The sequence below is a fragment of the Rhodococcus sp. FG69 genome, from assembly GCF_057808915.1.
Genome location: NZ_JBMDIX010000022.1, coordinates 53,888 through 78,068 on the forward strand (window position 1 = coordinate 53,888; position 24,181 = coordinate 78,068).

General features: G+C 63.3%; 21 protein-coding genes. 5 read left to right on the forward strand and 16 right to left on the reverse strand.

All coding sequences use genetic code 11. The features are described 5' to 3' along the window. Window positions 1-35: 35 nt before the first annotated feature. Genes ACODSO_RS17860 through dprE1 form a run of 4 tightly spaced genes read right to left on the reverse strand, consistent with a single transcriptional unit; the run spans window position 36 to window position 6,051 of the window. Window positions 36-1,826: a glycosyl transferase gene (locus ACODSO_RS17860; protein WP_489038113.1), complete on the reverse strand. Its 1,791-nt coding sequence runs from the start codon at window positions 1,824-1,826 to the stop codon at window positions 36-38. Between the two features lie 35 nt (window positions 1,827-1,861). Next, on the reverse strand, window positions 1,862-3,838 hold the full coding sequence (locus ACODSO_RS17865; protein WP_489038114.1) for a galactan 5-O-arabinofuranosyltransferase: 1,977 nt from the start codon (window positions 3,836-3,838) through the stop codon (window positions 1,862-1,864). After that, complete coding sequence (gene dprE2 / locus ACODSO_RS17870) at window positions 3,839-4,603, reverse strand: decaprenylphospho-beta-D-erythro-pentofuranosid-2-ulose 2-reductase (RefSeq protein ID WP_489038115.1); 765 nt, start codon at window positions 4,601-4,603, stop codon at window positions 3,839-3,841. Next, a complete protein-coding gene (dprE1, locus tag ACODSO_RS17875) occupies window positions 4,600-6,051 on the reverse strand; it encodes a decaprenylphosphoryl-beta-D-ribose oxidase (protein ID WP_489038117.1) in 1,452 nt (483 codons plus the stop codon). The genes dprE2 and dprE1 overlap by 4 nt, the downstream gene beginning before the upstream one ends. A gap of 69 nt (window positions 6,052-6,120) precedes the next feature. On the opposite strand from dprE1, the gene ACODSO_RS17880 reads away from it, so the two are divergent. Further along, window positions 6,121-6,624 carry a GtrA family protein gene (locus ACODSO_RS17880; RefSeq protein ID WP_489038119.1) on the forward strand — a complete coding sequence of 168 codons (504 nt, stop codon included), beginning with the start codon at window positions 6,121-6,123 and terminating at the stop codon, window positions 6,622-6,624. Window positions 6,625-6,739: 115 nt separating this feature from the next. Here ACODSO_RS17880 and ACODSO_RS17885 read toward each other — a convergent pair whose 3' ends face one another. Then, window positions 6,740-7,327 (reverse strand): dTDP-4-dehydrorhamnose 3,5-epimerase family protein, encoded by a 588-nt coding sequence (locus ACODSO_RS17885; protein ID WP_489038120.1) that lies wholly within the window; start codon window positions 7,325-7,327, stop codon window positions 6,740-6,742. 12 nt (window positions 7,328-7,339) lie between these two features. Further along, on the reverse strand, window positions 7,340-8,209 hold the full coding sequence (gene rfbA, locus ACODSO_RS17890; RefSeq protein WP_489038121.1) for a glucose-1-phosphate thymidylyltransferase RfbA: 870 nt from the start codon (window positions 8,207-8,209) through the stop codon (window positions 7,340-7,342). An 82-nt stretch (window positions 8,210-8,291) separates the two neighbouring features. On the opposite strand from rfbA, the gene rfbB reads away from it, so the two are divergent. Beyond that, on the forward strand, window positions 8,292-9,296 hold the full coding sequence (rfbB, locus tag ACODSO_RS17895; RefSeq protein WP_489038122.1) for a dTDP-glucose 4,6-dehydratase: 1,005 nt from the start codon (window positions 8,292-8,294) through the stop codon (window positions 9,294-9,296). A gap of 13 nt (window positions 9,297-9,309) precedes the next feature. Here rfbB and ACODSO_RS17900 read toward each other — a convergent pair whose 3' ends face one another. The 5 genes from ACODSO_RS17900 to ACODSO_RS17920 are packed head-to-tail and all read right to left on the reverse strand — an operon-like array spanning window position 9,310 to window position 14,873. Continuing rightward, complete coding sequence (locus ACODSO_RS17900) at window positions 9,310-10,143, reverse strand: glycosyltransferase family 2 protein (protein WP_489038123.1); 834 nt, start codon at window positions 10,141-10,143, stop codon at window positions 9,310-9,312. Continuing rightward, window positions 10,140-10,598, reverse strand: coding sequence for a GtrA family protein (locus ACODSO_RS17905; RefSeq protein ID WP_489038124.1), 459 nt, complete (start codon window positions 10,596-10,598; stop codon window positions 10,140-10,142). The genes ACODSO_RS17900 and ACODSO_RS17905 overlap by 4 nt, the downstream gene beginning before the upstream one ends. Next, entirely contained in the window at window positions 10,595-11,536 is a 942-nt protein-coding gene (locus tag ACODSO_RS17910; protein WP_489038125.1) for an NAD-dependent epimerase/dehydratase family protein, read from the reverse strand. The genes ACODSO_RS17905 and ACODSO_RS17910 overlap by 4 nt, the downstream gene beginning before the upstream one ends. Beyond that, window positions 11,533-12,537 carry a glycosyltransferase gene (locus ACODSO_RS17915; protein ID WP_489038153.1) on the reverse strand — a complete coding sequence of 335 codons (1,005 nt, stop codon included), beginning with the start codon at window positions 12,535-12,537 and terminating at the stop codon, window positions 11,533-11,535. The genes ACODSO_RS17910 and ACODSO_RS17915 overlap by 4 nt, the downstream gene beginning before the upstream one ends. A gap of 50 nt (window positions 12,538-12,587) precedes the next feature. After that, a complete protein-coding gene (locus ACODSO_RS17920; protein ID WP_489038126.1) occupies window positions 12,588-14,873 on the reverse strand; it encodes a hypothetical protein in 2,286 nt (761 codons plus the stop codon). Window positions 14,874-15,085: 212 nt separating this feature from the next. Here ACODSO_RS17920 and ACODSO_RS17925 point away from each other — a divergent pair, with 212 nt between their 5' ends. After that, entirely contained in the window at window positions 15,086-16,978 is a 1,893-nt protein-coding gene (locus ACODSO_RS17925; protein WP_489038127.1) for a glycosyltransferase, read from the forward strand. A 7-nt stretch (window positions 16,979-16,985) separates the two neighbouring features. Further along, window positions 16,986-18,497 (forward strand): glycosyltransferase family 39 protein, encoded by a 1,512-nt coding sequence (locus ACODSO_RS17930; protein ID WP_489038128.1) that lies wholly within the window; start codon window positions 16,986-16,988, stop codon window positions 18,495-18,497. Between the two features lie 56 nt (window positions 18,498-18,553). Here ACODSO_RS17930 and ACODSO_RS17935 read toward each other — a convergent pair whose 3' ends face one another. The 5 genes from ACODSO_RS17935 to ACODSO_RS17955 form a co-directional block, all read right to left on the reverse strand. Then, the gene (locus ACODSO_RS17935) at window positions 18,554-19,408 is read right to left on the reverse strand and encodes a TylF/MycF/NovP-related O-methyltransferase (RefSeq protein ID WP_489038129.1); all 855 of its coding nucleotides are present in this window, start codon (window positions 19,406-19,408) and stop codon (window positions 18,554-18,556) included. A 93-nt stretch (window positions 19,409-19,501) separates the two neighbouring features. Continuing rightward, window positions 19,502-20,428, reverse strand: a complete 927-nt coding sequence (gene glfT1 / locus ACODSO_RS17940) for a galactofuranosyltransferase GlfT1 (RefSeq protein WP_489038130.1) — start codon at window positions 20,426-20,428, stop codon at window positions 19,502-19,504. Then, window positions 20,394-21,215 (reverse strand): galactan export ABC transporter ATP-binding subunit Wzt/RfbE, encoded by an 822-nt coding sequence (gene wzt / locus ACODSO_RS17945; RefSeq protein ID WP_489038131.1) that lies wholly within the window; start codon window positions 21,213-21,215, stop codon window positions 20,394-20,396. Before wzt ends, glfT1 begins: the two co-directional genes overlap by 35 nt. 11 nt (window positions 21,216-21,226) lie before the next feature. Continuing rightward, window positions 21,227-22,102, reverse strand: coding sequence for a galactan export ABC transporter permease subunit Wzm/RfbD (gene wzm / locus ACODSO_RS17950; RefSeq protein ID WP_489038132.1), 876 nt, complete (start codon window positions 22,100-22,102; stop codon window positions 21,227-21,229). A gap of 123 nt (window positions 22,103-22,225) precedes the next feature. Beyond that, a complete protein-coding gene (locus tag ACODSO_RS17955; protein WP_489038133.1) occupies window positions 22,226-22,813 on the reverse strand; it encodes a bacterial proteasome activator family protein in 588 nt (195 codons plus the stop codon). A 165-nt stretch (window positions 22,814-22,978) separates the two neighbouring features. Between ACODSO_RS17955 and ACODSO_RS17960 the strand changes: the two genes are divergently transcribed. Further along, window positions 22,979-24,181, forward strand: a complete 1,203-nt coding sequence (locus ACODSO_RS17960) for a cysteine desulfurase-like protein (protein WP_489038134.1) — start codon at window positions 22,979-22,981, stop codon at window positions 24,179-24,181.

Sequence of the window (24,181 nt, forward strand, 5' to 3'; positions counted from 1 at the left end):
GGAGTGGAGCCTGCGGAATGACCCTTGAGAGGCGTTCAGGGAACGAGGGTGCGGACGTCCCAGATCCAGACGCCTTCGTGGTACTCGGCCTCGAAGCCGAGTAGGGCGTTGACGGTGTTGCGCAGTGCGACGCTGTTGCGCCCCGGTTGAAGCACCACGACGTCGGCGGACCAGAACTGGAGATCGGCGCGGGCGTCGGCTTGCTGCTCGGCTGTGATCTCCGGAACTGTTCCCGAGTTACGGACGGATCCGAGGAGCAACGCGGTCGGGCGGTCCACTGCGCCGTACTTGGCTGTCTTTTCCTCGGTGTCGCTCGGTCCGACGAAGTAGCCACCTGCGAGCGGGAAGCTCATGTCGGCTTCGATTTGCCATCGCAGCGGCCGCGCATCCTCTGGGCGAGGCAACGGAACAGTGACCACTGAACCGTCGTCGACGTAGTTCTTCCAGTCACCGCTCGCGAAGAACTGTGGCGTCGCGGTTCTCTCCACTACCTGCAGGGGTGTCGGAAGCAGCGGGACGAGTGCCAAGGCCAAAGCGATGGACCAGACTGCCGGGATCGGTCGCAGCCCGCGCTTGAACGCTGCGTCTGTCGCCAGCACCAGCAGTAGGGCAAGGGCTGGTACTGCGGCGAGGGCAAAACGGGTTTCCAGGACCGACTCGACGAGTGGCGTATCGGCGAGCCATTGCCAGGGCAGTTCGATCTCGGTGTTCTTCTTGCCGATGATCAGCTCGGATCCGAGCGAAATCACGATGACGGCGACGGCCGTTGCTGCGGCGGCCCGCGCGCATGCCACGCGCCAGAGCCACACGGCCGCCACGAGCGCGAGCACCAGGAGTGGCCATCCGAAGTATGCGTTCTCCTCGGTGGCGTTGATGCGGACGTTCTCGCCGGGCGTCGTGACGCCGCCGACCGATTGCGTCGGGAACTGCGTGAGTGCTTTGGCGTCGTTGCCCATTGCGCCGTGTTCGAGGAACGAATAGCTTTGCGGCCCGAAGAACTGCCAGTACAGCGGGAATGCAACGAGAACCAGCGCCAGAACGGCGGCTGTCGGGAGGCTCTTCCAGGAGTTCTTCACGGCGGGCCAGAAGCTTCGCGGTGTTCCCACGTAGTAGACGAGGGCGAACAGCCCGAAGGCCATCGCGAAGATCAGCAGCGGTTCCTCGCCGAGCATGATCTGCAGCGCGACGACGAGACCGAGGGCAATGGTCTTCTTGGTAGTCGGACCTGTGCGCGCGATGGCGACGACCAACGAGGCGATGACGGGCAGCAGGAACAGAACGACGAAGTTCGGGTGTCCGTTTGCATGGGAGATCATGCCCGGCGCGAAGCCGCACAGTGCGCCGCCCAGTGCGGATGCGCCGCGCGATGCGCCCACGGTCCGAGAAAACAGCCAGTACCAGGCATAGGCGGTGCCGGCGAGTCCGATGGTCAGCGCGATTGCCCACGTGACGGTGGGGCCGAACAGCAGCGTGACGGGCGCCAACGGAATCGACAGCCCGAACATGGCCGTGTTGGCCATGAGATTCACGCCGAGTGGGTAGTTCTGCAGATCGCTCCACAGTGGGTTCTCGAGGTGCACGACCGAATGCGCGGCAACGGCGAAGAACCACTCCCACATCGCCTGGTCCTGGCCACTGTTGTAGAGGTAGCCGTTCGACAGGTTCCGCCACTGTCCCTGCAGGACGAACAGGGCGAGGACGGTGAAGGCCGAGGCTGCCGCAGCGTCGGCGCGGTTGACCCCGCGCACGCGTGCTGCAATGGACCCGATTTTCGACGAGGGGGCCGTCCCCGGCTGCTCGAGAATAGTCTGGTCGGTAGTGATCATCGGGTTGAACGTTACGTGAACGTTATGTGATTTGCCTATGCAGGACGGGTGACCAGCGCAAAAGGCCCAATGTCGGTGACCTCGAACCGTGGATCTTCGAACAGCGACTCGTCGAAGGTGACGGTGTATCGCCGCACGTTGGGATCGTTCGGGTACACGTCCTCGGCCAGCCTCAGGGTGTAGCCATCGGCACCGCGGCGGAACAGGAAGGCGTCGGGAGCCGGCCATTGGCTGGCGTCGAGTGCCTCGATCAATTCGTCCGGAGTTTCGAGGGCTGCCCAGTCGGCGATAGCTGCCGACCGCTGGTCGAACTGAGCGAGTGGATTGGCGTAGTGCGACGTCAAACCCTGGAAGCCGAAGTAGGGGTAGTAGCTCAGGAACGACGTGTCCGCAGTGAGCACAATGGTCTCGTCGCGTTCTCGGCCCAGTTGCTCGGTGATCGCCTGGTCCACTTCGCGGTAGTACGACACGGCGCTGGGTGGGCGCATGTCGGCGCGTACCCCGTCACCGTCTGTGTCCGAGTACGCGACGGTGATCTCCGTTTGCAGCACCTGAGGGATGTTCTGCGCGAACGCCAGTGCGCCGACGGTTGCGACGACGACTGCGGCGACCTTGAACCGCGCAGGTTCGTTGATCGCCTGGTAGATGGCTTTCGAGCCCTCGACGAACCCGAAAACTCCTGCCGCGCCCAACAATACGATCAGTACCGCTTCGAGCCGGAACGACAGCAGCGTGGTGCCGGCGACAGTGGCCGCCATCGACAACAGCGTCCACAGATACACGGCGACGACGCCAAGTCCGAGAGCCTGTGCTCGCCTCGAGGTCGCGGAGCGGACCGCAAGCCACAGCATGCCGACCATGCACAGGGCGCCGAGGAGTGAGAACTCGAGCATCGGGAAGGGAAGTTCTGCTCCGGCTTCGGGAAGATAGTGCAGTGCGGTTCCGGAGGTCGACGGGGTGCCTGTCACGAAGTCGACGAGGTATGGAAGCCACACCGTGAGCGCAATGACCGCCGAGATAGCAGCGATGGCGACGAGTCGGACGACGACGGGGATCGCGGCCCGCCATGTCCCGTGCGCGCGGACGGAGAGTACGGCCGATACGACGGCCATGAGGGTGACAGCGAACGCTGCCATCCCCAGGTACAGGGTGTAGAACGTCGCGGCGAGTCCGAGGAACAATCCGGTACCGACGACAGCGCCCCAGCCCCAGCTGGTGGTTCGCTGGGGTTCGCCGCCGACCGCACCCCCAGACTGCTTGAATGGTCCATCCATACGATCAGATGGCCTGGATGGTCCATTCAAGCGATCGGGGTGAACGGACACCGGCCGATTCAGCGCACCCCACGCCAGCAGAAGAGCCGGCGCGACGAGCAGGGCGATGACGGCGCTGTATGCCTCCGGAGATGCGTACGCGACGACCAGTGCGGTGGTCACGGCGCTGACAGCGACGGCCAAATCTGTCCGAACGAGTTGCTTCCATAGCGTGAACGCCACAACCGCCGTGACTGTGAGGAATCCGATTGCGAAGGGCTTGAACACTTCCCAGCCGTCCATGCCGAGTAGGTTCCCGACGCGTCCGCCGATCCAGAACCAGCCTGCTGGGTAGAACGGTGGGATGTCGGCGTACGTCATGTCGCGCAGTGCGGCCGAATCCGTCAGTCGCGTCAGGTATTCGGTGCGAAACTCTTGGTCGACCGATATTCCGAACAGGTACAACTTGGTCGCAGCCAACGGCAAACCGAGTGTGACCGTGACGAATCCGGACAACCCCAGCCACGTCAGGCCCTTCGCGAGCCATTCCAAGGTCCCGCGGCGATACAGAACGATTGCCACTGCGAACGCGACCGCACAGACGACCTGCCCGAGCGACGTCAGTGCGCGAGTGACGTTGGACGAGTTGAACGCCGGCCACTGGACGAGGGAGAAGGCGTACAACCCGATCGCCGCAACGATGGTTGCGACGAGAGCGGCCAGTACGCCGTCGACGGCCGTCCCGAGCGCTCGTTTCATCTAGATAGGGAGTTTGCGGAAGATCGGACGCGGGACGTGCCGGAGCGCGATCATCACGAATCGGAAAGGTCCCGGTGCCCAGACCAGGTCCTTGCCCTTCTGGGATGCGGCAACCGCCAGTTTGGCGATGTCTTCCTTGTCGACCGTCAACGGGGCTTCCTTGACGTGCGCGCTGAACTTGGTGCGCACCATGCCGGGGCGGATCACCGTCACGCGAGGGCCGAACTCGCGCAGAGCTTCTCCGAGGCCGAGGTAGAAGCCGTCGAGACCCGCTTTGGTCGATCCATACACGAAGTTGGAACGACGCACACGCTCACCGGCGACCGAGGACATCACGATGATGCGCCCGTAAGCCTGTGCCTTCATCTTCTTGCCCAGCAGTACGCCCACCGACACCGACGCGGTGTAGTTGATGTTTGCCGTCAAGACAGCTTTGCGCTGGTCCTGCCACAGTTCTTCGGCGTCGAAGTCCACCGCGAAAGCGACGATTGCGACGTCGACATCACCCTTGGACCACGCTTCGTCGATGACCTTGGGGTGAGATGCGGTGTCGAGGGCATCGAAGTCGATGACGTCGACGGACTTCGCGCCCTTCGCGGTAAGTTGTGCAACCGCACTGTCGCGCAGCGGATCGTTCGGCAGTGCGGCAAGAATCACTCGAGCCGGCGACTTCGACAGGTATTCCTCGGTGATAGCGAGACCGATCTCGCTTGTTCCACCGAGTACGAGAATGGTCTGCGGGTTCCCCACAGCGTCGATCGTCACAGCAATTCCAACCTTCTGGCCATATCGGAGGCGAAAACGCCTGTGGGGTCCACGGATCGACGGACCTTGATCCATTCGTCGATCTTCGGGTACATCGAGTGGAAGGTCTCCGCGTCCGTTCGCGAGTCCTTCGCGGTGTACAGACGACCACCGAATTCGAGGACGCGCTTGTCGAGCTCGCGGACCATCTCGTTCAGGCCCGCCTTGATCGGGAAGTCCATCGCGACGTTCCACCCGGCCATCGGAAAGCTCAGTGGCGCTTTGTTTCCCGGCCCGAACAGCTTGAAGACGTTCAGTGCCGAGTACTGGCCCGAACGCTGGATGAACCGGATGATGTCCTTGAACTCTTCGAGAGCCTCGGTGGGAACGAGGAACTGGTACTGCAGAAATCCCTTCGGTCCGTAGCCGCGGTTCCACTCACCGACGAGATCGAGGGGGTGATAGAACTGCGTCAGATTCTGGACCTTGCCGGTGTAGTTGCCACCCATGCGGTAGTAGGCCTCGCCGATCACGCTCATCGACAGCTTGTTCAGGCCGCTGATCGGGAAGATGTCCGGCACCGTCAGCAACTGCGGCGCGTCGAACTTGAGCGGGTCCTTCTGCAGCTTCTTCGGGAGCTCGTCGAACTTCGCCAACGAGCCACGGGTGATCGTCGCGCGGCCGAGCTTGGGCGGCCCGCTCATGACGTCGAACCACGCGCTCGAGTACGTGTAGTTGTCCTCGGTGCCGTCCTGATGAGCCGCAACGGTCTCGTCGAGAGTCTCGGTGCGGATGCCGTCGTTGATGAAGTAGGCCGACTCGGTCGCCGTCATCTCGATCGTCGCGCGCAGGATGATCCCGGTCAGGCCATTGCCACCGACCGTCGCCCAGAACAGTTTGGCGTTCTTGCCTGACGGTGTCAGGTGGCGGATCTGGCCATCCGCGGTGAGCAGTTGCATCGAGCGCACGTGGTTGCCGAAGCTACCGGCGCTGTGATGGTTCTTACCGTGGATGTCGCATCCGATTGCGCCACCGATGGTGACCTGGCGCGTGCCGGGCAGAACCGGTACCCACAGACCGAACGGCAGCGCGGCGCGCATCAGCTGATCGAGGCTGACACCACCGTCGAGATCGACGATGCGTGTTCCCGCGTCGATGCTGTAGATGCGGTTGAGGGCCGTCATGTCGACGACGAGGCCGCCGGAGTTCTGAGCGTTGTCACCGTACGAGCGGCCGAGGCCACGTGCGATGACACCGCGCTGCAGGTAGGACGGCTTGCTGTCGTTCTGCTCTGCGACCTGCTTCACCGCGTTCGCGATGAGCTCGGGGTCGGAGGTCGAGAGCACCTCACCCGTCGAAGGCGCAGTGCGCCCGAAACCGGAGATCGTGCGGGTCTGCGTGGGTAGCGGCGCAGTGTTCCGGGCCTGTGGTTCCAGGGGGAAGAGTGCGTCGTCGGCTGTCGTGGACATCGGTGTAGAGGGTACCCGCTGCGCGGCGGGGTCTAAGGGGTGCCCGGTGCGGGTCGGCGGCTAGTCTCGATGATCGTGCCCACCTCCCCGCAGAACGACGACTGGTCAGCAGAAGACGAAGAGTTGCAGCACCACGTCCCGCTGCCCGTCGAGTTGCCGCTGACGGAAAACATCGCCGACGAAGCCCTCGACCTCGAGACTCAGGTCATCCGCTTCTTGGCGACGGGTGTGCTGTCGGCAATAGTCGACCAGGGCGTCAACCTGCTGCTGCATTTCGTGTTCGGCGTCGGCGTCACCCTGGCCAAGGCGATCGGCTTCGTGCTCGGCACCACGACTGCGTACCTCATCAACCGTCGCTGGACGTTCAATGCGGCGCCGTCGCGCGCGCGATTCGCCGCAGTCGTTGCGCTGTACGCTGTGACCTTCGCCGTCCAGGTCGGCATCTACACGTGGCTTTACCGGGCGTTTCCTGACGGTTTCTGGTACGCCAACGTTGCCTTCGTCATCGCTCAGGGCACCGCGACGGTCATCAACTTCATCGTCCAGCGGTTCGTGATCTTCAAGATTCGCTGATCGCGTTCAGCCGCACGGGTGACCGAATGAGTCGTTCGCTGCGACCGGGGGTCCTGCGCGCACCTTCCAGCCCACGCGCGTGTTGCAACCTGCGCGCTCGCTGGAACCTGCGCGTTCAGCCCTGGTATCTGGGCAAATAGCCGGCGGCGACGGCGTCCGCGAGCGAGGGTGCCGCACGGTCCTTGTCGGAGAGTTGGTACTCGAGCGGTGACCCGTCGCGTGCGAGGGTCGGCCAGTCGATACCCAGATCCGGATCCAACGGATCGATGTCCCGGTCCAGAGACGGGGTGTACTCGATCGAGCACAGGTACATCACCGTCGATCCGTCCTCGAGCGACAAGATCGCATGCCCGAGGCCTTCCGGCAGATACACCGCACGCCGATCGACGTCGTCGATGAGCACACTGTCCCACTGCCCGAACGTCGGCGACCCCACCCGTAGGTCGATGATCACATCGAGAAAAGCGCCACGGGTGCACGTGACGTACTTCGCCTGCCCCGGCGGGGTGTCGGTGAAGTGGATTCCGCGGAGCACCCCGGCAGCGGAGACCGAACAATTCGCCTGCTCCAACGCCAAGGGCCGACCGACCGCAGCGGTGAACGCCGAGGATTTGAACCACTCGAAGAACACACCACGATCGTCACCGAACTGACGCGGGGTGTACTCGTACGCGCCGGCGATCTTCAACTCACGAAAACTCATTGCTCACTTTTCTCACTGACGGCGGTCGAGGAGGTCGAGCAGGTACTGCCCGTATCCGGACTTGACGAGCTTCTCCGCCCGCTCACGCAGTTCGTCGTCGCTGATGAACCCCCGACGCCACGACACTTCTTCCGGCGCCCCGATCTTGAGACCCTGACGCTGCTCGATGGTGCGCACATAGTTGGAGGCATCGAGCAACGAATCGAAGGTACCGGTATCGAGCCACGCCGTCCCACGCGGCAGCACCTGTACCGCCAACCGGCCCGCCTCGAGATAGTGCCGGTTGACGTCGGTGATCTCGTATTCCCCCCGCGCCGACGGCTTCAGATCACGGGCGATGGCCAGGACATCGTTGTCGTAGAAGTACAGACCCGGCACAGAGTAATTCGATTTGGGGTCCTTCGGCTTCTCCTCCAGCGAGATCGCTCGACCGGACGCGTCGAATTCGATGACGCCGTACGCGCTGGGGTCCTTGACCTCGTAGGCGAAGATCGCGCCGCCCTCGATCGCCTCGAATCTACCCAGCTGCGAGCCCAGCCCTGGGCCGTAGAAGATGTTGTCACCGAGCACCAGAGCAGCACCCTCGGTCCCGATGTGGTCGGCACCGAGGACGAACGCCTGAGCGAGACCGTTCGGGGTGTGCTGGACCTTGTAGGTGAGGTTGATGCCGAACTGCGAGCCGTCACCGAGCAGACGCTGGAATTGCTCGGAGTCTTGCGCAGTGGTGATGATCAAGATGTCGCGGATGTTCGCCAAAATCAGCGTCGAGAGCGGGTAATAGATCATCGGCTTGTCGTAGACCGGAACAAGCTGCTTGCTGATCCCCATCGTGATCGGATGAAGACGCGACCCGGTACCGCCCGCCAAAATGATTCCCCGCATACCCGGCAGTCTCCCAGATCGACCCGAACAGTGCGCGGTCACTGCCACGGTATTCGATACCGTGCGGCTAAACTCCACACTCATGAGACTGCTCGTGACCGGGGGTGCCGGGTTCATCGGCGCGAACTTCGTCCATCTGACCGTCGCGGAGCGTCCTGACGTCGAGATCACCGTCCTCGACGCCCTCACTTATGCGGGCAACCGGGCATCGCTCGCCCCCGTCGCCGACAAGATCGACTTCGTCGAAGGCGACATCGCCGACAAGGACCTGGTCGATAGCCTGGTTCAGAAGACCGATCTGGTCGTCCACTTCGCCGCCGAATCACACAACGACAACAGCCTCGCCAATCCCTGGCCGTTCTTGCACACCAACGTTATCGGCACCACGACGTTGCTTCAGGCGGTTCGTGAGTACGACGTGCGCTACCACCACATCTCCACCGACGAGGTCTACGGCGACCTCGAACTGGACGATCCGGCACGATTCACCGAATCCACCCCGTACAACCCGTCGAGCCCGTACTCCTCGACCAAGGCGTCGAGCGATCTGCTGGTGCGGGCGTGGGCGCGATCGTTCGGTGTGCGCGCGACAATCTCCAACTGCTCCAACAACTATGGCCCGTATCAGCACGTCGAGAAGTTCATTCCACGGCAGATCACCAACATCCTGTCGGGCCGTCGCCCCAAGCTCTACGGTGCCGGGCAGAACGTTCGTGACTGGATCCATGTCGACGACCACAACAGTGCCGTCTGGACCATCATCGACAAGGGTGCGCTCGGCGAGACCTACCTCATCGGCGCCGACGGCGAGAAGAACAACCGTGAGGTGCTCGAGACCATCCTCGAAGAGACCGGGCAGGCGGCCGACGCCTTCGACTTCGTCACCGACCGCCCCGGCCACGACCTTCGCTATGCGATCGACTCGACCAAGCTGCGCACCGAACTGGGCTGGACTCCGCAGTACGTCGACTTCCGCAGCGGACTGAAAGCGACCGTCGACTGGTACCGGGATAACGAGAATTGGTGGCGCCCGCAGAAGGATGCGACCGAAAGTGGTTACGCCCGAACGGAATCGGTGCTTTCCTAGTTCTTCGACATGCCTAGTTCTTCGACATTCGGTGACGTAGTAGCAGGTAGACTGCGCGGCGCATGAACGAGGTGGCGAGGGCCTTGCCGTTGCCGAGTCGAATGTCTGTCGCGGACAGGAGACCCGGCTCCAGAGCTCCGAGCGAACGATGGAAGTCGGCCGCTTGTCGCGCCTGCTGGGTCGCCAGTTCGACGCTCCACTGACCGGAGTTGATGCGGAACGTGGCCAGCGGCCGCTCGATGGCGACGACGTCGCCCTGTAGTGCGACGCCGATGAACGTGGCCTGGTCGATGAGGTACGGGTGGCTGTTGTCCCACAGGCCGATCTCCCGTAGCGCCGACAACTTCATCATGACGCAGCCTGGTTCGCCGAAGATGTTGGCGCCCGCGCGTACTGCAGTCCGGGCAGCGACGCGCCCCGATACGAGTCCGGACAGTCCACCGAGTCCGCGGGCGGCGATCACCGTCTTTCCGTTCGCGTCGATCAAGGTGCGTTGTGACGCAACGAGAACGGCCGACGGGTGCTCGTCGAACGCTGCGACCTGGGCTTCGAGGGAGCTGGGAAAGATCGTGTCGTCCCCGCAGACGAGCTTGACCAATTCGCCTGTCGCCTCGGCGGTGACCCGATCCCAGTTCCGTTTCGCACCGCCGCCTGTCTCGGTTGTGAGCACTCGAATCCGCGAATCGTCGTACTTCTCCACTACGGCAAGCGTCTCGTCGGTCGAGGAGTGGTCGGCGATGATGAGTTCGAAGTCCGTGAACGTCTGATCGAGAATGGATTCGATTGTCTCACCGATGTATTCCGCGTTGTTGTACGCGGGTACGACGACTGATACGCGAGGGCTCATGTGGTTGTCTTTCTACGAAACGAAAAATCCCGATAGCCGAAGAAGCTGGCGACTGCCATGATCGCGGTGACGACCAATTGCGATGGGATCGGTGGGAAGTGCAGAAGCGACACCGCCACGGTCATCAAGGAGATGTTCGCGACGAAGGCGCCGAAGTTGACGATGAAGAATCGTACCAGATCTTTGAAGAAGTGCCCTCTGACTCGGAATACCAGATACCGGTACATTGCGAAGGCGCACAGCACATTACAGAGGTAGCCGAGCACGATTGCAGCGTGATAGCCGTACTGTTCACCGATCAGGAGCTGGAATACGATGAACCATCCGGTACCCAGCGCGGTATTGACGCCGCCTACGAGCAGAAACGCAAGTGCCTGATTCTTGACGATGCGCATCAGCGGGCCGGGCGAGCCGGTCATCCCCGCCGGCGGCGGGGGCGTGTGCGATTCGGTCACCGCCCTGCCGCCAATGCCTGTCGAGTCGCGTGCAACGTCGACGCGATGCCGGCGGGCAATGTCCGGTGGGTTCGTCGATCGATGTCGGTCAACACAGTCGACCGCAGACGGAGATCGCGGCCCTGAAACGCGGCGAGGGGTGATGCGGCGAGGACGACGTTCGGGCGTCGACGAAACACGGTGCGGCAAGCCCCGAGGATCGATCCGATGGTGACGGCCGATCCCGAGGCGTAGATCTTCGTCGTCGGCGGCGATGATCGTCTGGATGATAATTCCAGTGTGTCAGCGACCATTTCGGCGGCGTCCGTGACGAAGAGATAGTCGCGGAGAGTGTCCATCGGCACGTAGATCGAAACCGGTGATGCCATCAGATACCCGCGGCACAGATGCGAGATGAGTCCCTGGGGTTTCCCGAGATTCTGTCCCGGACCGTACAGGTTCGCGAAGCGTCCGATGACGACGTCGGTTCCTGTTCTGACGCCGAATTCCTGTGCGATCGACTCGGAGTCGAGCTTTGCACGGCCATAGTCACCGAGCGGAACCGGTTGCGTCGCTTCGTTGTGTGGCGCCCCCGTCGAGCCTGCATAGACGCCGCCTGCCGACGATGCGAGGAAGAAGGTGCCGTTGCCGCGGCGTTCACCTGCCACGGCGCTTACCTTGGCCAGAATGTCGGCGACGAGTTCGTTCTCGAGTGCGAATTGGTCGGCCGTCGTTCCGTTGACGCCGGCCCCAGCGGCCCATACGATGTTCCACGTGTCGTCGCCGGTGGCGTCGAAGAAGTCGGTACATTCCTGCAAGAGAAGCGATTTCGCTGATCCGTGATCTGCCCACGGGACGATGCTCGTGCGGACTCGGTGACCCCGGCGGCGGAGTTCACGAGACACCGAGGAGCCGAGAAGCCCTCCGCTTCCGATGACCCAGGTGCAGTTCGTGCTCACGCGGGCGTCGTGGGTTCTGGTGGCCCGTCCCGAGTGTCTGTCCGACCGAGCGGCCCGTCGGCCGGGTCGGCGACGATGAGGTAGGGCGGCTTCCCCATGGCTGTCTTGACGTTGACGCCGACGTATTCCGCGACGACTCCCAGAGAGAACAGGGTTGCTCCGAAGCCGAACAGCAAGATGACCATCGTCGATGCCCAGCCTTGTACTTCAGTGCCCACGTCGAACACGAGATACGACGCAAGCACCCACAGCACGAGCACGAGACCGAGGATTGCGAATGCGACACCGATGAAGCTGACCAGTCGAAGACCTTTGGTGCCACTGGAGAGCACCATGCGCCAGAAGTGCGAGAGCAGTGTGCGTACGTTGTAGCCGGAGCGTCGGCCATGCTCCTCACGCAGTTCGACCGGACTCGTGGTGACCTCGCCCGCGATCCACCCGAGGGCGACGTCGAGGTAGGCCTCGGAACCCGCGTAGGCGGCGACGGATCGGCCCACCTCACCGAGGACGAGTCGGTAGCTCTGGTAACTGACCGTGCTGTCGGCGCCCATTGCCGTGGCGATGAGCCATTTCGATCCCCGCGATGCGGCGTTGCGCCACATGCCGTGCGGTGCGGCATTGGTCGGCTTCGCGTAGACGACCGAGGACTGACGATCGAGGGCTGTGTCGAGCAGCCCGCCGATGTCGGCCGGGTCGTGCTGCCCGTCCTCGTCCATTGTGACGATCCACTCGCCGCCGCTCGATGCCATACCTGCGAGGGTCGCGGGATGCTGCCCGAAGTTTCGGCTCAGCCACACTCCCCGCACGAACGAGTGGTCACGCACGAGTTCGCGAATGACGTCGGCCGAGCCGTCGGGACCGTGGTCGAACACGAGGAGTACTTCCTCGACGACGAGCGGCCGGCCGGACGGTGAGTACGTGCGTGTCGTGAGCGGAAGGATTTCGTCGATGAGGGCCCGCAGTGTCCGCTCACCCTGGTAGACCGGCACCACGATGGAGATGCGGTGCGCGGCGGGGACAGCGTCGGACGGGTGGGTCACGGGTTGCAAGCCTATCTGTTCGCTGCGGAACTACTCGATTCCATGGTCACATCTACGGCAGTGTCCTCGGCCGGAGGTGATTGTGCCGGGCGACGGCGTCGTACATCCAGAACCACCAATGCGAGCAGCAGCAGAACGCCGCCGGCCATCCCTGCCAATCCAAGCTTCTGGCCGGGGGGCCGGAACTCGATCGCCAGGTCTGCGTCCGTCGTGCCCGGCGGGAGGTCGACGTAGAGAAAGATGTCTGCCAGCCCCTTGGTCTGGAGCGGCTCACCGTTCAGAGTAGCGGTGTATCCAGGCCACGCCAGGCGGGCGAAGACGACGCTTCCACCGTCCACCGAGGTGACGCGAACGTGCTCGGAATCGGCGCTCGACGACTCCGGAACGGCCGTTGCGTCGACCGTCGCGACAACGCGACCGATGTCGGCCGGTATCAGTCCGTCGATGCGTTCGAGGACGTAGGTCTGACGCGCGGAGTCGGTGGTCGGTGGGGTCACCCACTCCCAACCTGCGGGAGCCTCACGCGCGTCGGCCAGCGGGTATTGGTTCTTCTGGAGCACGACGCGGTCCAACCGCATCAGGTCGGCGAATGTCTTGCCGGTGTACGGCTCGATCAGGAACAGACGTCGGAACGCGTCGGAGCACGTCGAACCCTCGTGCTCGAAGCAGAGCAGGTTGGAGAAGTCTTCGTAGCCGACCGGGGTGTAGGCGTTGACGTAGTCGAGGCCCATGATCTTTGCGGAGTTTCCATACACCTGGGAGTGCCAGGGAAGCCTGGGATCGTCGGCGGTGTCTGCGCTGGTCTCCGTCAGTGTGCGATCACCGAGTTGGAGCGTCGCTCCCTGCCACTGAGGGAAACCGGCGTCGGCTTCCGACTGCGAGGTCGGGAGCCACCACTTGTCGAACGGCGGATCGTAGGAGGCCACCTGGTACATCGCGACGGGGGCGATCGTGGCAATGAGCAGTGCGGCCGCAGCCCTCGTCGAGAAGCGGTAGGCAACAAAGACCACGAGGCCGCCGACGGCGACGATCAGGAGTCCCGACACGACGTGACGACCGAACAGTTCGGGACCGGACGATCCGGCTCGAAGCACCAGAACGAGCGTCAAGAGCGATGCGGCAAGCAGTCGCGGACGAAGTCGATCGAGCGTCCCGTAGCGACTGAGAAGGACCACTACGAGTATCAGTGCCACGATCGCAACGAACGGCAGGATGCGTGCAGGCCAGCGGATGGGCCCGATGTCGCTCGGCCCTGCAGTGAACACGAGCGCGAAAACGAGCAGGATCAGCGGCGCGGTGAGCTCACGCAACGAATCGGGAACCCGCCGCCACGCGATGAACGCAAGCGCAGGGATCAGAAACCATGCGATGTACGTGACCGGGGAGGCAGTCGTCTCGCCCGTCCACGACTCGATGCTGGTCACGGACGACGGGATGCTGGCGGTCAGGGTCTCGGACCAGGGAGCCGTCAGGAAGTTGTCGTTGAAGGTGCCTTCGTCACCACTGCGCCAGGTGACCGACGAGGTCAGCACGCCGGGAAGGAACGTGATGGCGCCGCATGCGGCCGCTGCGATACCGACTGCCGCGACGCGGGCAGCTGGGCGCCACCTCCGCTGGTGAACGAATTCACCGATCACCACGGCCCCGATCATCACTCCCGCCATGACCGCGGCGTGCACGTAGCCCACGCTGATGGCCAGGTAGAGGAAAACGAAGGGCACGATCGGACCCGATCGACTGCGCGCGTAAGAGACCGAACTGGCCCACGCGTTCATGATCCACGCGGTGCCCATCAGCGCAGTGACCCACGAGGTGTTCTCGAAGAACAACGTGAAGCCGACGAAGGGAGCCGAGGCCGCGGCGACCGCCGCCCATGCTGGCCGGGCGCCGTAGACGAGTGCCACTCGGTAGACACCCCACGCGAGCGCGATCGAAAATGCCAGTTTGACGACTGTCGCGAGTAGGGCGAGGTTGTCGATCGACGGCGAGATGTAGTTGATCGCCATCTGAACCGGATTCCACAGACCCCCTTGGCCCTCCACCGGGTAGTTACCTGCCATCCACTGGTCGAGGACCAGCGACGGAAACTGACCCTCGCGCATGATCCGACCCAGCTGCAGCCAGTTGGGGACTGCGCCGGATTCTGTGTCGTCTATGTAGAAGAACCGCGGATCGACGGCGAGGACGAGGCCGTAACCGATCACTACGACGACGGCAATCAGGGCGCCCCACGCGAGACGCTCCCTGCGGCTGCCGAGCACGAAACCGTGCGTGCGCTCTGTTCGGCTGAGGGTCACTTCTGCTCCGTGAGTATGGATGAAGACACACGACTGTATCCCGCAGTGCCGTACAGATCCGAAACGACGCGGCGCTGCGTACGTTGGGGCGTCTCGACGGCGGCCTGTGCGACCATGGATGGTGGCACGGAGTTCGCATGGGTTCGGCGCCACACTGCACACGGCTCGATTCGAGAAGAGACTCGAGCTCGAAAGATGGGGTATCTCCAAGTATGGACGGCACTGCACTCAATCGTCGGAACGCGCCGCAGAACGGGCTGACAGGTAGCGGTGCAGCCGGTTCCGACGCGTTGACGGCTCAGCGCCTGCTGTTCGACGGGCCATCTCCGCTGGTCAGTGCCGATATGTACGCAAACGTTGTCAAGGGCAATGCGGAGCGGGCTCGGTATTTCGCAAAGCTCGCCAAGCGGACCGTGGTCGAGACCAACAGCTATTTCGGTCGTTTTCCGGCCAGCTATTGGCAGCGATGGACCGAGGTCACCGAGGTTCGGTTCGGCGCAACCGTCACCGGTTCTGCACGCATCGACATCGTTGCCACCGACTTCAAAGGTCGAAAGCGTACGGTCGCGAGCACCACCGTCGACACCGAGGGCCAGGCCAGCCGGATCGTCGTGCCCGCCAAGGTCCAGCAGTTCCTCGATGGTGGCGCACTGTTCGTACGATTCACCACCGGTTCGGGTGAGCTGACGGTCGAGGATGCGGATTGGACCGTCGACGCGCCCGAGAAGCTACGTCCCACCTCTGTCGTCATCTGCACGTTCAATCGTGCCGACGACTGCGCCAACACTGTCGCGGCAATGGCCGACGATCCGATCGCACTGCACGGCGTCGACAACGTGTACGTCGTCGACCAGGGCACCGACCAGGTTCAGACGCGGCCGCTGTTCCAGCGCGTAGCCGCCGAACTCGGCACCAAGCTTGTCTACATCACCCAGCCCAACCTCGGTGGCGCAGGTGGCTTCACGCGCGGGTTGTTCGAGGTCCAGGGCAAGGGCGGAGATCCAGCCAACGTCGTGTTCATGGATGACGACGTCCTGTGCGAACCGGAAGCCATCGTTCGGATGAACGCCTTCGCCAACAAGACCGTCGAGCCTGCGATCGTCGGCGCGCAGATGCTGTATCTGCTGCATCCTGATCGCGTACACGTCGGAGCAGAGGTAGCGAACCTGCAGAAGCTCGAAGCAGGCCTGCACGTCAAGAACGCGATCTCCGACAAGAGCGCATTCAAGAAGAAGCAGGACATCCGCGTCGACGCCGGCTACAACGGATGGTGGTCCTGCCTGATCCCGTCCGAAATCGTCGCGCAGATCGGGTATCCACTACCGCTGTTCTTCCAGTGGGACGACATCGAGTACGGCTATCGGGCTCGCGCCAACGGCTTTGCGACCGTCACGTTGCCGGGTGCTGCGGTGTGGCACGCGGACTTCGCGTGGAAGGACTGGGACGAATGGCACCGGTACTTCAACCTTCGAAACGGAATGATCACTGCGGCACTGCATGCCGGTCTCGACGGTAGGAAGCTGGCGCGCCAGCTGAGTACCGATCTGTTCCGCTACCTGGTGTCGATGCAGTACGGGATGGCGTTCACGTTGATCAAGGCCATCGAGGACTTCCTGGTCGGGCCGAGCAAATTGACCGACGGCGGTATGGATGCGGCGTCGGCGATTCGGCGTGACCGGGCTGCATACAATGAGACCAAGCGCTACAACGCGAACGCGGTGCCCGACATTCGGCCGGCGGACATGGTCATCACTACTGCGGGCCCGAATCCGAAGAAGAGTCTCGAATGGGCCGTGCTTGCCAAGCGGGTAGTCAATCAGTGGCGAGGCAGGCTGCATCCAGGTCCTGTTGCGATCTCTGCCGACGACGCGCACTGGTGGCATGTCTCGCTGTTCGCGCATGCGGTCGTTACCGATCGGTCACAAGAGGGTGTGCGAGTTCGTAAGCGCGACAAGGATGCTGCGATCGTTCTGCTCAAGCGCGGCGTGACTGCTCTGCGACGACTGCGCAACGAAACCGAGGTTGTCGCGGAGTCCTACCGGTTGGCGACGCCGGAGCTGACGAGTCGGGAGAACTGGGCGCGCCTGTACTCCGTCGACGAGTAACGTCTCGGTGGTTAGCGGTCGCGTAGGTACGGTCGGGGCGGCGAGTTCGGTCGGAGTGTTCGCTTTCGTCCTCGGTGTGCTGGGCAGTTGGGTTCCGTCCCTCTGGTACGACGAGGTCGCGACGGTGTATTCCAGCCGGAGGTCCATCGGCGAGCTCATCGACTTTCTGCGGTCCACCGACGCCGTTCACGGCGGCTATTACTTCGGTATCCATCTGTGGGGCAGTGTTTTCGGGTTTTCCGAGTTCTCGGTTCGATTGCCGAGTGCGATCGCCGTCGGGGTGGCCGCTGCGGGAGTGGTGACGCTCGCCGCCCGCTTTTCCGATCTCGATGTCGCGATGTTCTCCGGCGTGGTCTTCGCGCTGCTTCCGAGGGTGACGTGGGCTGCGGTCGAAGCGCGTAGTTCCGCGCTCACGGCCGCGGCGGCGGTGTGGGTCACTGTTCTTCTGCTCGTGGCGTTGTCGTCACGATCGCGCCTGTGGTGGGTTGCGTACGCGGTCGTGCTGACGGCGTCGATCGTATCGTTCGTCTATCTGGCGACGATCGTCGTGGTTCATTTCGCAATTCTGCTCATCTGCAGGCGCTTTCGCGTGTCGGCGCTGCCCTGGGCCTTGGCGGTTCTCGCTGCGCTGGTTGTTGCTCTGCCATTTCTGCGTGTGGTGCAACGCCAGGCGGGCCAGGTCGGGTGGATACCGCCGCTGGATGCGAACTTTGCGCGCATCGTGTTCGAGTACCAGTGGTTTCTCGATTCACCGGTGTTCGGTGTGGTGTTCGGGGTCGTTCTCGTTGTTGCATTGGTGTTCACCGTGCGCAGTCGTGAGCGGTTCCGGTCCGATGGTGGCGCATGCATCGCGATCGCACTCGTGTGGATAGCCGTACCGATGGCGGTCATGGTTGCGTACTCGCTCGTGAAGTCGCCGATATATCTGGACAGGTATCTGACGTTCACCACTCCCGCGGTGGCACTCCTCGGTGGGGTTGCCCTGGGACAGCTTCGGGCGGTGCGCTGGCTGCCGTACGTTGCAATCGCCGCACTTGCACTTGCGCTGGTCCCTGGATACGCGAGTCAACGTCTGCCCGGGGCGAAGCCGCTCGGAATGGACTTCAGCGAGGTGAACGATTACGCGAGGGCGAGCATCGGACCGGGTGACTGCGTGCTCTTCGGCCGAGCCGCATGGAATCCGTCGTCTCAGCGACTGGTGGAAGACGTAGACCCGAGTGCATTCGCGAACGCGCGGGATATCGGGCTCGCAACCGACGCGGCCGAATCCGGCCAGCTCTGGGACGTCGAGAAGCCGTTGTCGGACGTGGACCTCGATATGTGCACCGTGCTCTGGTACTTCACCGATCGTGAACGCGACGAGGTCGAGAACCTCAGGTTGACGTCGAACGACAAATGGGCGCTGCAGCCCTATCACTTCGAAGACTCCAGCGAATACGCGCTGCTGTCCTCGCGTGGCCTACGAATCGACAGCCGAGTGACCTTCGATGGGACCCAGGTCGTTCGGCTGGTGCGGTAGGGGGCTCCGCCCCCAGTGGCATGGTTGAGTGCACCCAGATGCACTCGACCATGCCACTACAGCGACGGCGCTTTCCGAATGCGAACCACGACCTGCTCGTTGTCCGCGGTGTACCCGAGGTAGTCGAACTCCGTTCCGGTGCGACCGACGAACTCGGTCCACGCCCGGTACTCGTGGTTTCGCCAACCCGGGAAATTGAAGTACTCGTCGAACACGATGACCGTACCCACGGCCAGACGATCCGCAACGAGGTCCAGGACCGTCACCGTCGACGAGTAGAGGTCGGCATCGAGGTGAAGAAACGCCAACTTGTCCTTGCGGCTCTTCAGGAACTCCGGCAGCGACTCCTCGAACATCCCCGGGACTATCTCAGCCCCAGGCACCTTCGGTACGTTCTCCTGCTCGAACAGACCCTTGGGGAATCCGGTACGCCACGTCTCCGGTAGTCCGGAGAAGACATCGAACCCAGCGACGACCGTGATGTCCTTTTTCGACGCCATCTCCTCGGCGATGATCTCGAGAGTCGTGCCGCTGGCGACGCCGAACTCGAGGGCCATTCCAGGGACGGACACCTCGCCGAGCGCAAAGCGCAGCGTTGCGTGCGGGCGGAGAAATGTCGGGGCCTTGGGCATGACCTCTTCCGCGAACTCGGCGCTCTGCGCGGCAGCCTCGACATCCGACGCGTACGGGATGTCCCGACGCATACGCATTTCGAGTCCTCGAATGAACGCGTGCAGGTCATCGATCTCGCGTCGTTGGCGTTCGAGGATCTCGAGTAGCTTTTCCTGCTGGTGTCCGGTCTGCTCGGCGAGCTGCGCCGTTTGCTTGTCCAGAACCTCACCGATTGCGCGTTGCAACTTCTCCCGCGCCGAATGCCGAATTCGATCCGTCAGCTTCCGAGGTTCCGTCATGCGCACACGGTAGCCGAGGAGTCCGGCGCGCGTATTAACGGCTCGTTCCGCGTGCTCCGTCCGCCCACCTCAACCCTCGGTGCAAAGCCCACCTCAGCGGCGAAAGTGTTCCCGACGCCCGAGCCGGCGAAGCCGAAACCATTCCGCCAGACCCTTGGGGTTGTGAGTGGTCACAAGGAAGAACCAGCCGAACCGAATCCACTCCTGTGGGAGGAGCTTTCGCATTCCGGGCTGAGACATGAGATAGCCGCGATTGCGGTACGTGAAGTAGCGCTTGGTCGGATCGTCCGGATACTGGGTGTGCATCCGACCACCGAGGATCGGCTTGAACTCGTCGGCGCCGTTCGGGTGCACGTACGCCGCGGTCAGGCAGGTACCGAATTTAAGCCCCGAACGCTGCAGCCGGCGATGAACCTCGACCTCGTCGCCGCGCACGAACAGCCGCAGATCCGGTACCCCGACCGCATCGATCGTCGACGCCTTGAACAGGGCACCGTTGAACAACGACGCGATACCTTCGAGTAGATCGTCGTCCGGATTGCGCGGATCGATCAGCTCGGATCGCAGCCGACGCCACTCGACACCGCGACGCAATGGGAACGCGAGCCGGTCCGGGTCGTCGATGTCGCAGACGACAGGGGAGACCTCGTCGAGGCCGTGCTTCAGCGCGCAGGCATACAGCGTCGCAAGCACATCGGGACCTTCGGGACGCCCGTCGTCGTCGGCGAGAAAGACCCAGTCCGCACCGAGCGAGAGCGCATACAGAATGCCGAGCGCGAATCCGCCGGCGCCCCCGAGATTGTGATGCGACCCAAGATAAGTGGTCGGAAGGTCAGCGGATTCGACGAGTTCGCGAACCTCGTCCTCGTGCGCGTTGTCGACAACGACGAGATGGTCGAGCGGGCGACTCTGGTGCGTGATGACGTCGAGAGATCGAGCCAGCAATTCGCGACGCTTGTGCGTCACGATCACCCCGATGATCTTTTCACTCACGCGCGTCGTCGCTCTGTCGTTCCGCATCCCGGGCGAGCTCTTTCAGAATCGTCGCCACATGATCGCCCGCATCGTCGCCCTCGTACGCGCGCACGACCTCTTCGATGCCGCCTTCCTGACGGATCTGGCCGTGGTCGATCCACATCGCACGATCACACAGCTGCGCGAGGAATTCGTTGGAGTGACTGGCGAAAACCAGGATGCCGGAGCGCTTGACCAGCTCCTGCAGCCGAATACGCGCCTTTTTCATGAATTCGGCGTCGACCGCCCCGATGCCCTCGTCGAGAAGCAGGATCTCCGGATCGATGCTGGTGACGACGCCCATCGCGACGCGCACGCGCATACCCGTCGAGTAGGTCCGTAGCGGCATGTCGAGGTAGTCGCCGAGTTCGGTGAAGTCGGCGATCTCGTCCATCTTCGCGAGCATCTGCTTGCGGGTCTGCCCGAGGAACAGTCCGCGGATGATGATGTTCTCGTAGCCGGAGATCTCGGGGTCCATGCCGACGCCCAGATCGAACACAGGCGCGACGCGGCCGCGAACCGAGGCACTGCCACGGGTCGGCTCGTAGATGCCCGACAGCAAACGCAGGAGCGTCGACTTGCCTGCGCCGTTGTGCCCGACGAGTCCGATGCGGTCGCCGTCCTTCAGGTTCATCGTGATGTCGCGGAGGGCTTCGACGACGACGACGTCGGAGCTGTTCCGGTCGATCGCTCCACCCGCTTTGCCGAGGAAAGCCTTCTTGAGCGAGCGCGTCTTGGCGTCGAAGATCGGGAAGTCGACGCACGCGTTGTGGGTGCTGATGCTGACGGACATGAGATGAGCCCCTAAACCCAGTAGGGCACGCGGGCCCGGTACTTCTTGAGAGCGAGAATAGTCAGCACCCATCCGACAACCGTGCAGCCGATGACGATGTACCAGTGGTACAGCTGCTGCGGTTCACCGATCATCGGTGCGCGCACGATATCCAGGTAGTGGAAGAGCGGGTTGATCTCGACGAGCCTGGCCCGCTCGGCGGCCTGCCCGCCCTGATTGATCAGACCCTGAGTGGTCCAGACGATCGGCGTCATGAAGAACAGCAGCGTGACCATCGATCCAAGGATCGGCGCGATGTCGCGGTAACGGGTGGCGACGATGCCGAACAGCAGGGCGACCCACACCGCGTTGACGATGAGCAGCGCGAACGCCGGTATCGCGGACAAATCGGACCAGTGGAACGACGGCCGGAAGATCGCGATGATGATGACGTAGACGATCAGGTTGTGCGCAAACAGCAACACTTGACGCCACACCAGCCGGTACACGTGCACCGACAGCGCCGACGGCAGCTGCTTGATCAGACCCTCGTTGGCGACGAAGACGTCTCCGCCTTCGAGGATCGCGGCACTGATGAAGTTCCAGATGATCAGGCCGACGGCGACATGCGGCAGGAACGTCTTCAGATCCATGTCCAGCAGGACGGAGTACAGCAGGCCCATCGCCGTGGCCTGGACGGCAGTGGCGATGGTGATCCAGAACGGTCCGATCACCGACCGACGGTAGCGCTGCTTGATGTCCTGCCAACCAAGGTGCAACCACAACTCGCGCTGGGTGAAACCCGTCCTCAGGTCGCCGAATGCACGTTTGAAGGTGTACGAGTCCGAAACGGGAACGGTCACACGCTCTCCTGCTTCGTTCTCGGGATTCTTTGCTGGGGCCGACACGACGATCGACCTTACCCGCACCCAACAGGTCGTTCCGCAGGCTCCACTCCAGAGCCGTCTGGGTCGTTCCGCAGGCTCCACTCCAGAGCCGTCTGGGTCATTCCGCAGGCTCCACTCCCGGCGCTACAGATACTGACCGGTGCCGCTGCCGCCAGTGTGGCCCACACCACCGGGATTGAACGTGACGCCAGGAGGTAGAGCGCCCTGCCTCATCTGCTCCAGCTGGGCGCGGGCGGCCATCTGCTGGGCGAACAGCGCGGTTTGAATTCCGTGGAACACGCCTTCGAGCCAGCCGACGAGCTGGGCCTGCGCGATCCGAAGCTCGGCGTCCGACGGGATGGAGTCCTCGCCGAACGGAAGCGCGAGTCGTTCCAACTCCTCCCGCAGTTCGGGTGCGAGCCCCTGCTCGAGTTCGCGGATCGAGGACTCGTGGATGTTCTTCAACCGCGTCCGGCTCGCGTCGTCGAGCGGAGCCGCGCGGACCTCTTCGAGAAGCTGCTTGATCATCGTCCCGATGCGCATGACCTTCGCCGGCTGCTCGACCATGTCCGAAAGGGGAGTTTCGCCGCTTTCTGCTCCCTCGCTGCCCGTCGCACGTGCCGCCGCGGCGGTTGCCTCTTCACGGCTCAGTGCGAGAGGCTGTCCGTTCGGGCCGATCACAACGACATGGTCACCGGCTTCGGGATTCGACTGCGAGTCCGATTGCGTCATACCGCCATCCTTACGTGTTGTGCGGGATTGCGCGACGAGCGGGGCCGATTATCCTGTTCAGGGCCGGGTATGGAGGGAAGTTTCGCGTGCTAGACAGCAATACAGTCGAGCCCAATAGGGGATGTGGAACACACGCTTACGAAATCGGCGCTTAGAGTGTCCGGCATGGGGTACGACGTCGCACGGGTCCGAGGGTCTATTCCCTCTCTTGGCGACGGCTGGATCCACCTCGATCCGCAGAACGGGATGCAGATTCCCGATCGTGTGTCGACTGCCGTGTCCACGGCCTTTCGCGGAAGCGCGCCGACTCACACGTCGGGTCACATGTCTTCTCGACGCAGCGCAGGCCTACTCGACGCGGCGCGGGCGGCCATCGCAGATCTCGTCGGGGGAGACCCCGCAGGTGTCGTTCTCGGCCCCGACCGCGGGACGTTACTCGCATGGCTCGCGGAGTCGCTGTCCTCCAGGCTGGGCCTCGGAACCGGCCTCGTGCTGTCGAGGTTGGACGAGGAAGCCAACGTCGCCCCGTGGCTTCGTATCGCCAGCCGCTACGGCGCGCAGGTCCGGTGGGCCGAGGTCGAGATCGATACGTGTGAGCTTCCGAGCTGGCAGTTCGAGGAACTGATCACCACCACGACGCGGCTCGTCGCCATGACTGCCGCGTCGTCGATCGTCGGCTCGGCCCCCGATGTACGAGTGGCGGCAGATCGAGTGCACGCGGTCGGCGGCCTCATCGTCGTCGACGCTGCGGGCGCGGCGCCGTACGCGCATGTCGACATCGAAGAACTGGCTGCCGACGTCGTGGCCGTCCAGGCATCGGCATGGGGTGGGCCCCAGGTGGGTGCATTGGTCTTCCGCGATCCGAGCCTGCTCAACCGGATTCCGTCGATGTCGCTCAATCCGCTCGCCAAGGGCGCCGAGAGGATGGAGATGGCGGGGCACCAGTACGCGTTGCTGGCCGGGGTCGTGTCATCGATCGACTATCTTGCCAATCTGGACGACGCCGCGACGGGCACACGACGCGAGCGTCTGCAGCTGTCCATCGGGTCGCTTCAGGACTACCACGATCGACTGTTCGACTACCTGCTGCGTTCGCTCGGCAAGCTCGACCACGTCATGGTCCTCGGTGACGCGCCAAGCCGAATTCCGACCCTCAGCTTCACCGTCGCCGATACGTCGGCCGAGAAGGTCGCGGAGCATCTCGCACAGAACCGTATCGGCGTCGTCAGCGGAATTCACAGTGGCAGCCGGCTTCTCGACGCCTTGGGCGTCAACGAGGAAGGCGGCGCCGTCACCATCGGACTTGCTCCGTACACGACGCGATACGAAATCGATCAGCTGGTGAAGTGCCTCGCTTCTCTGACGTAG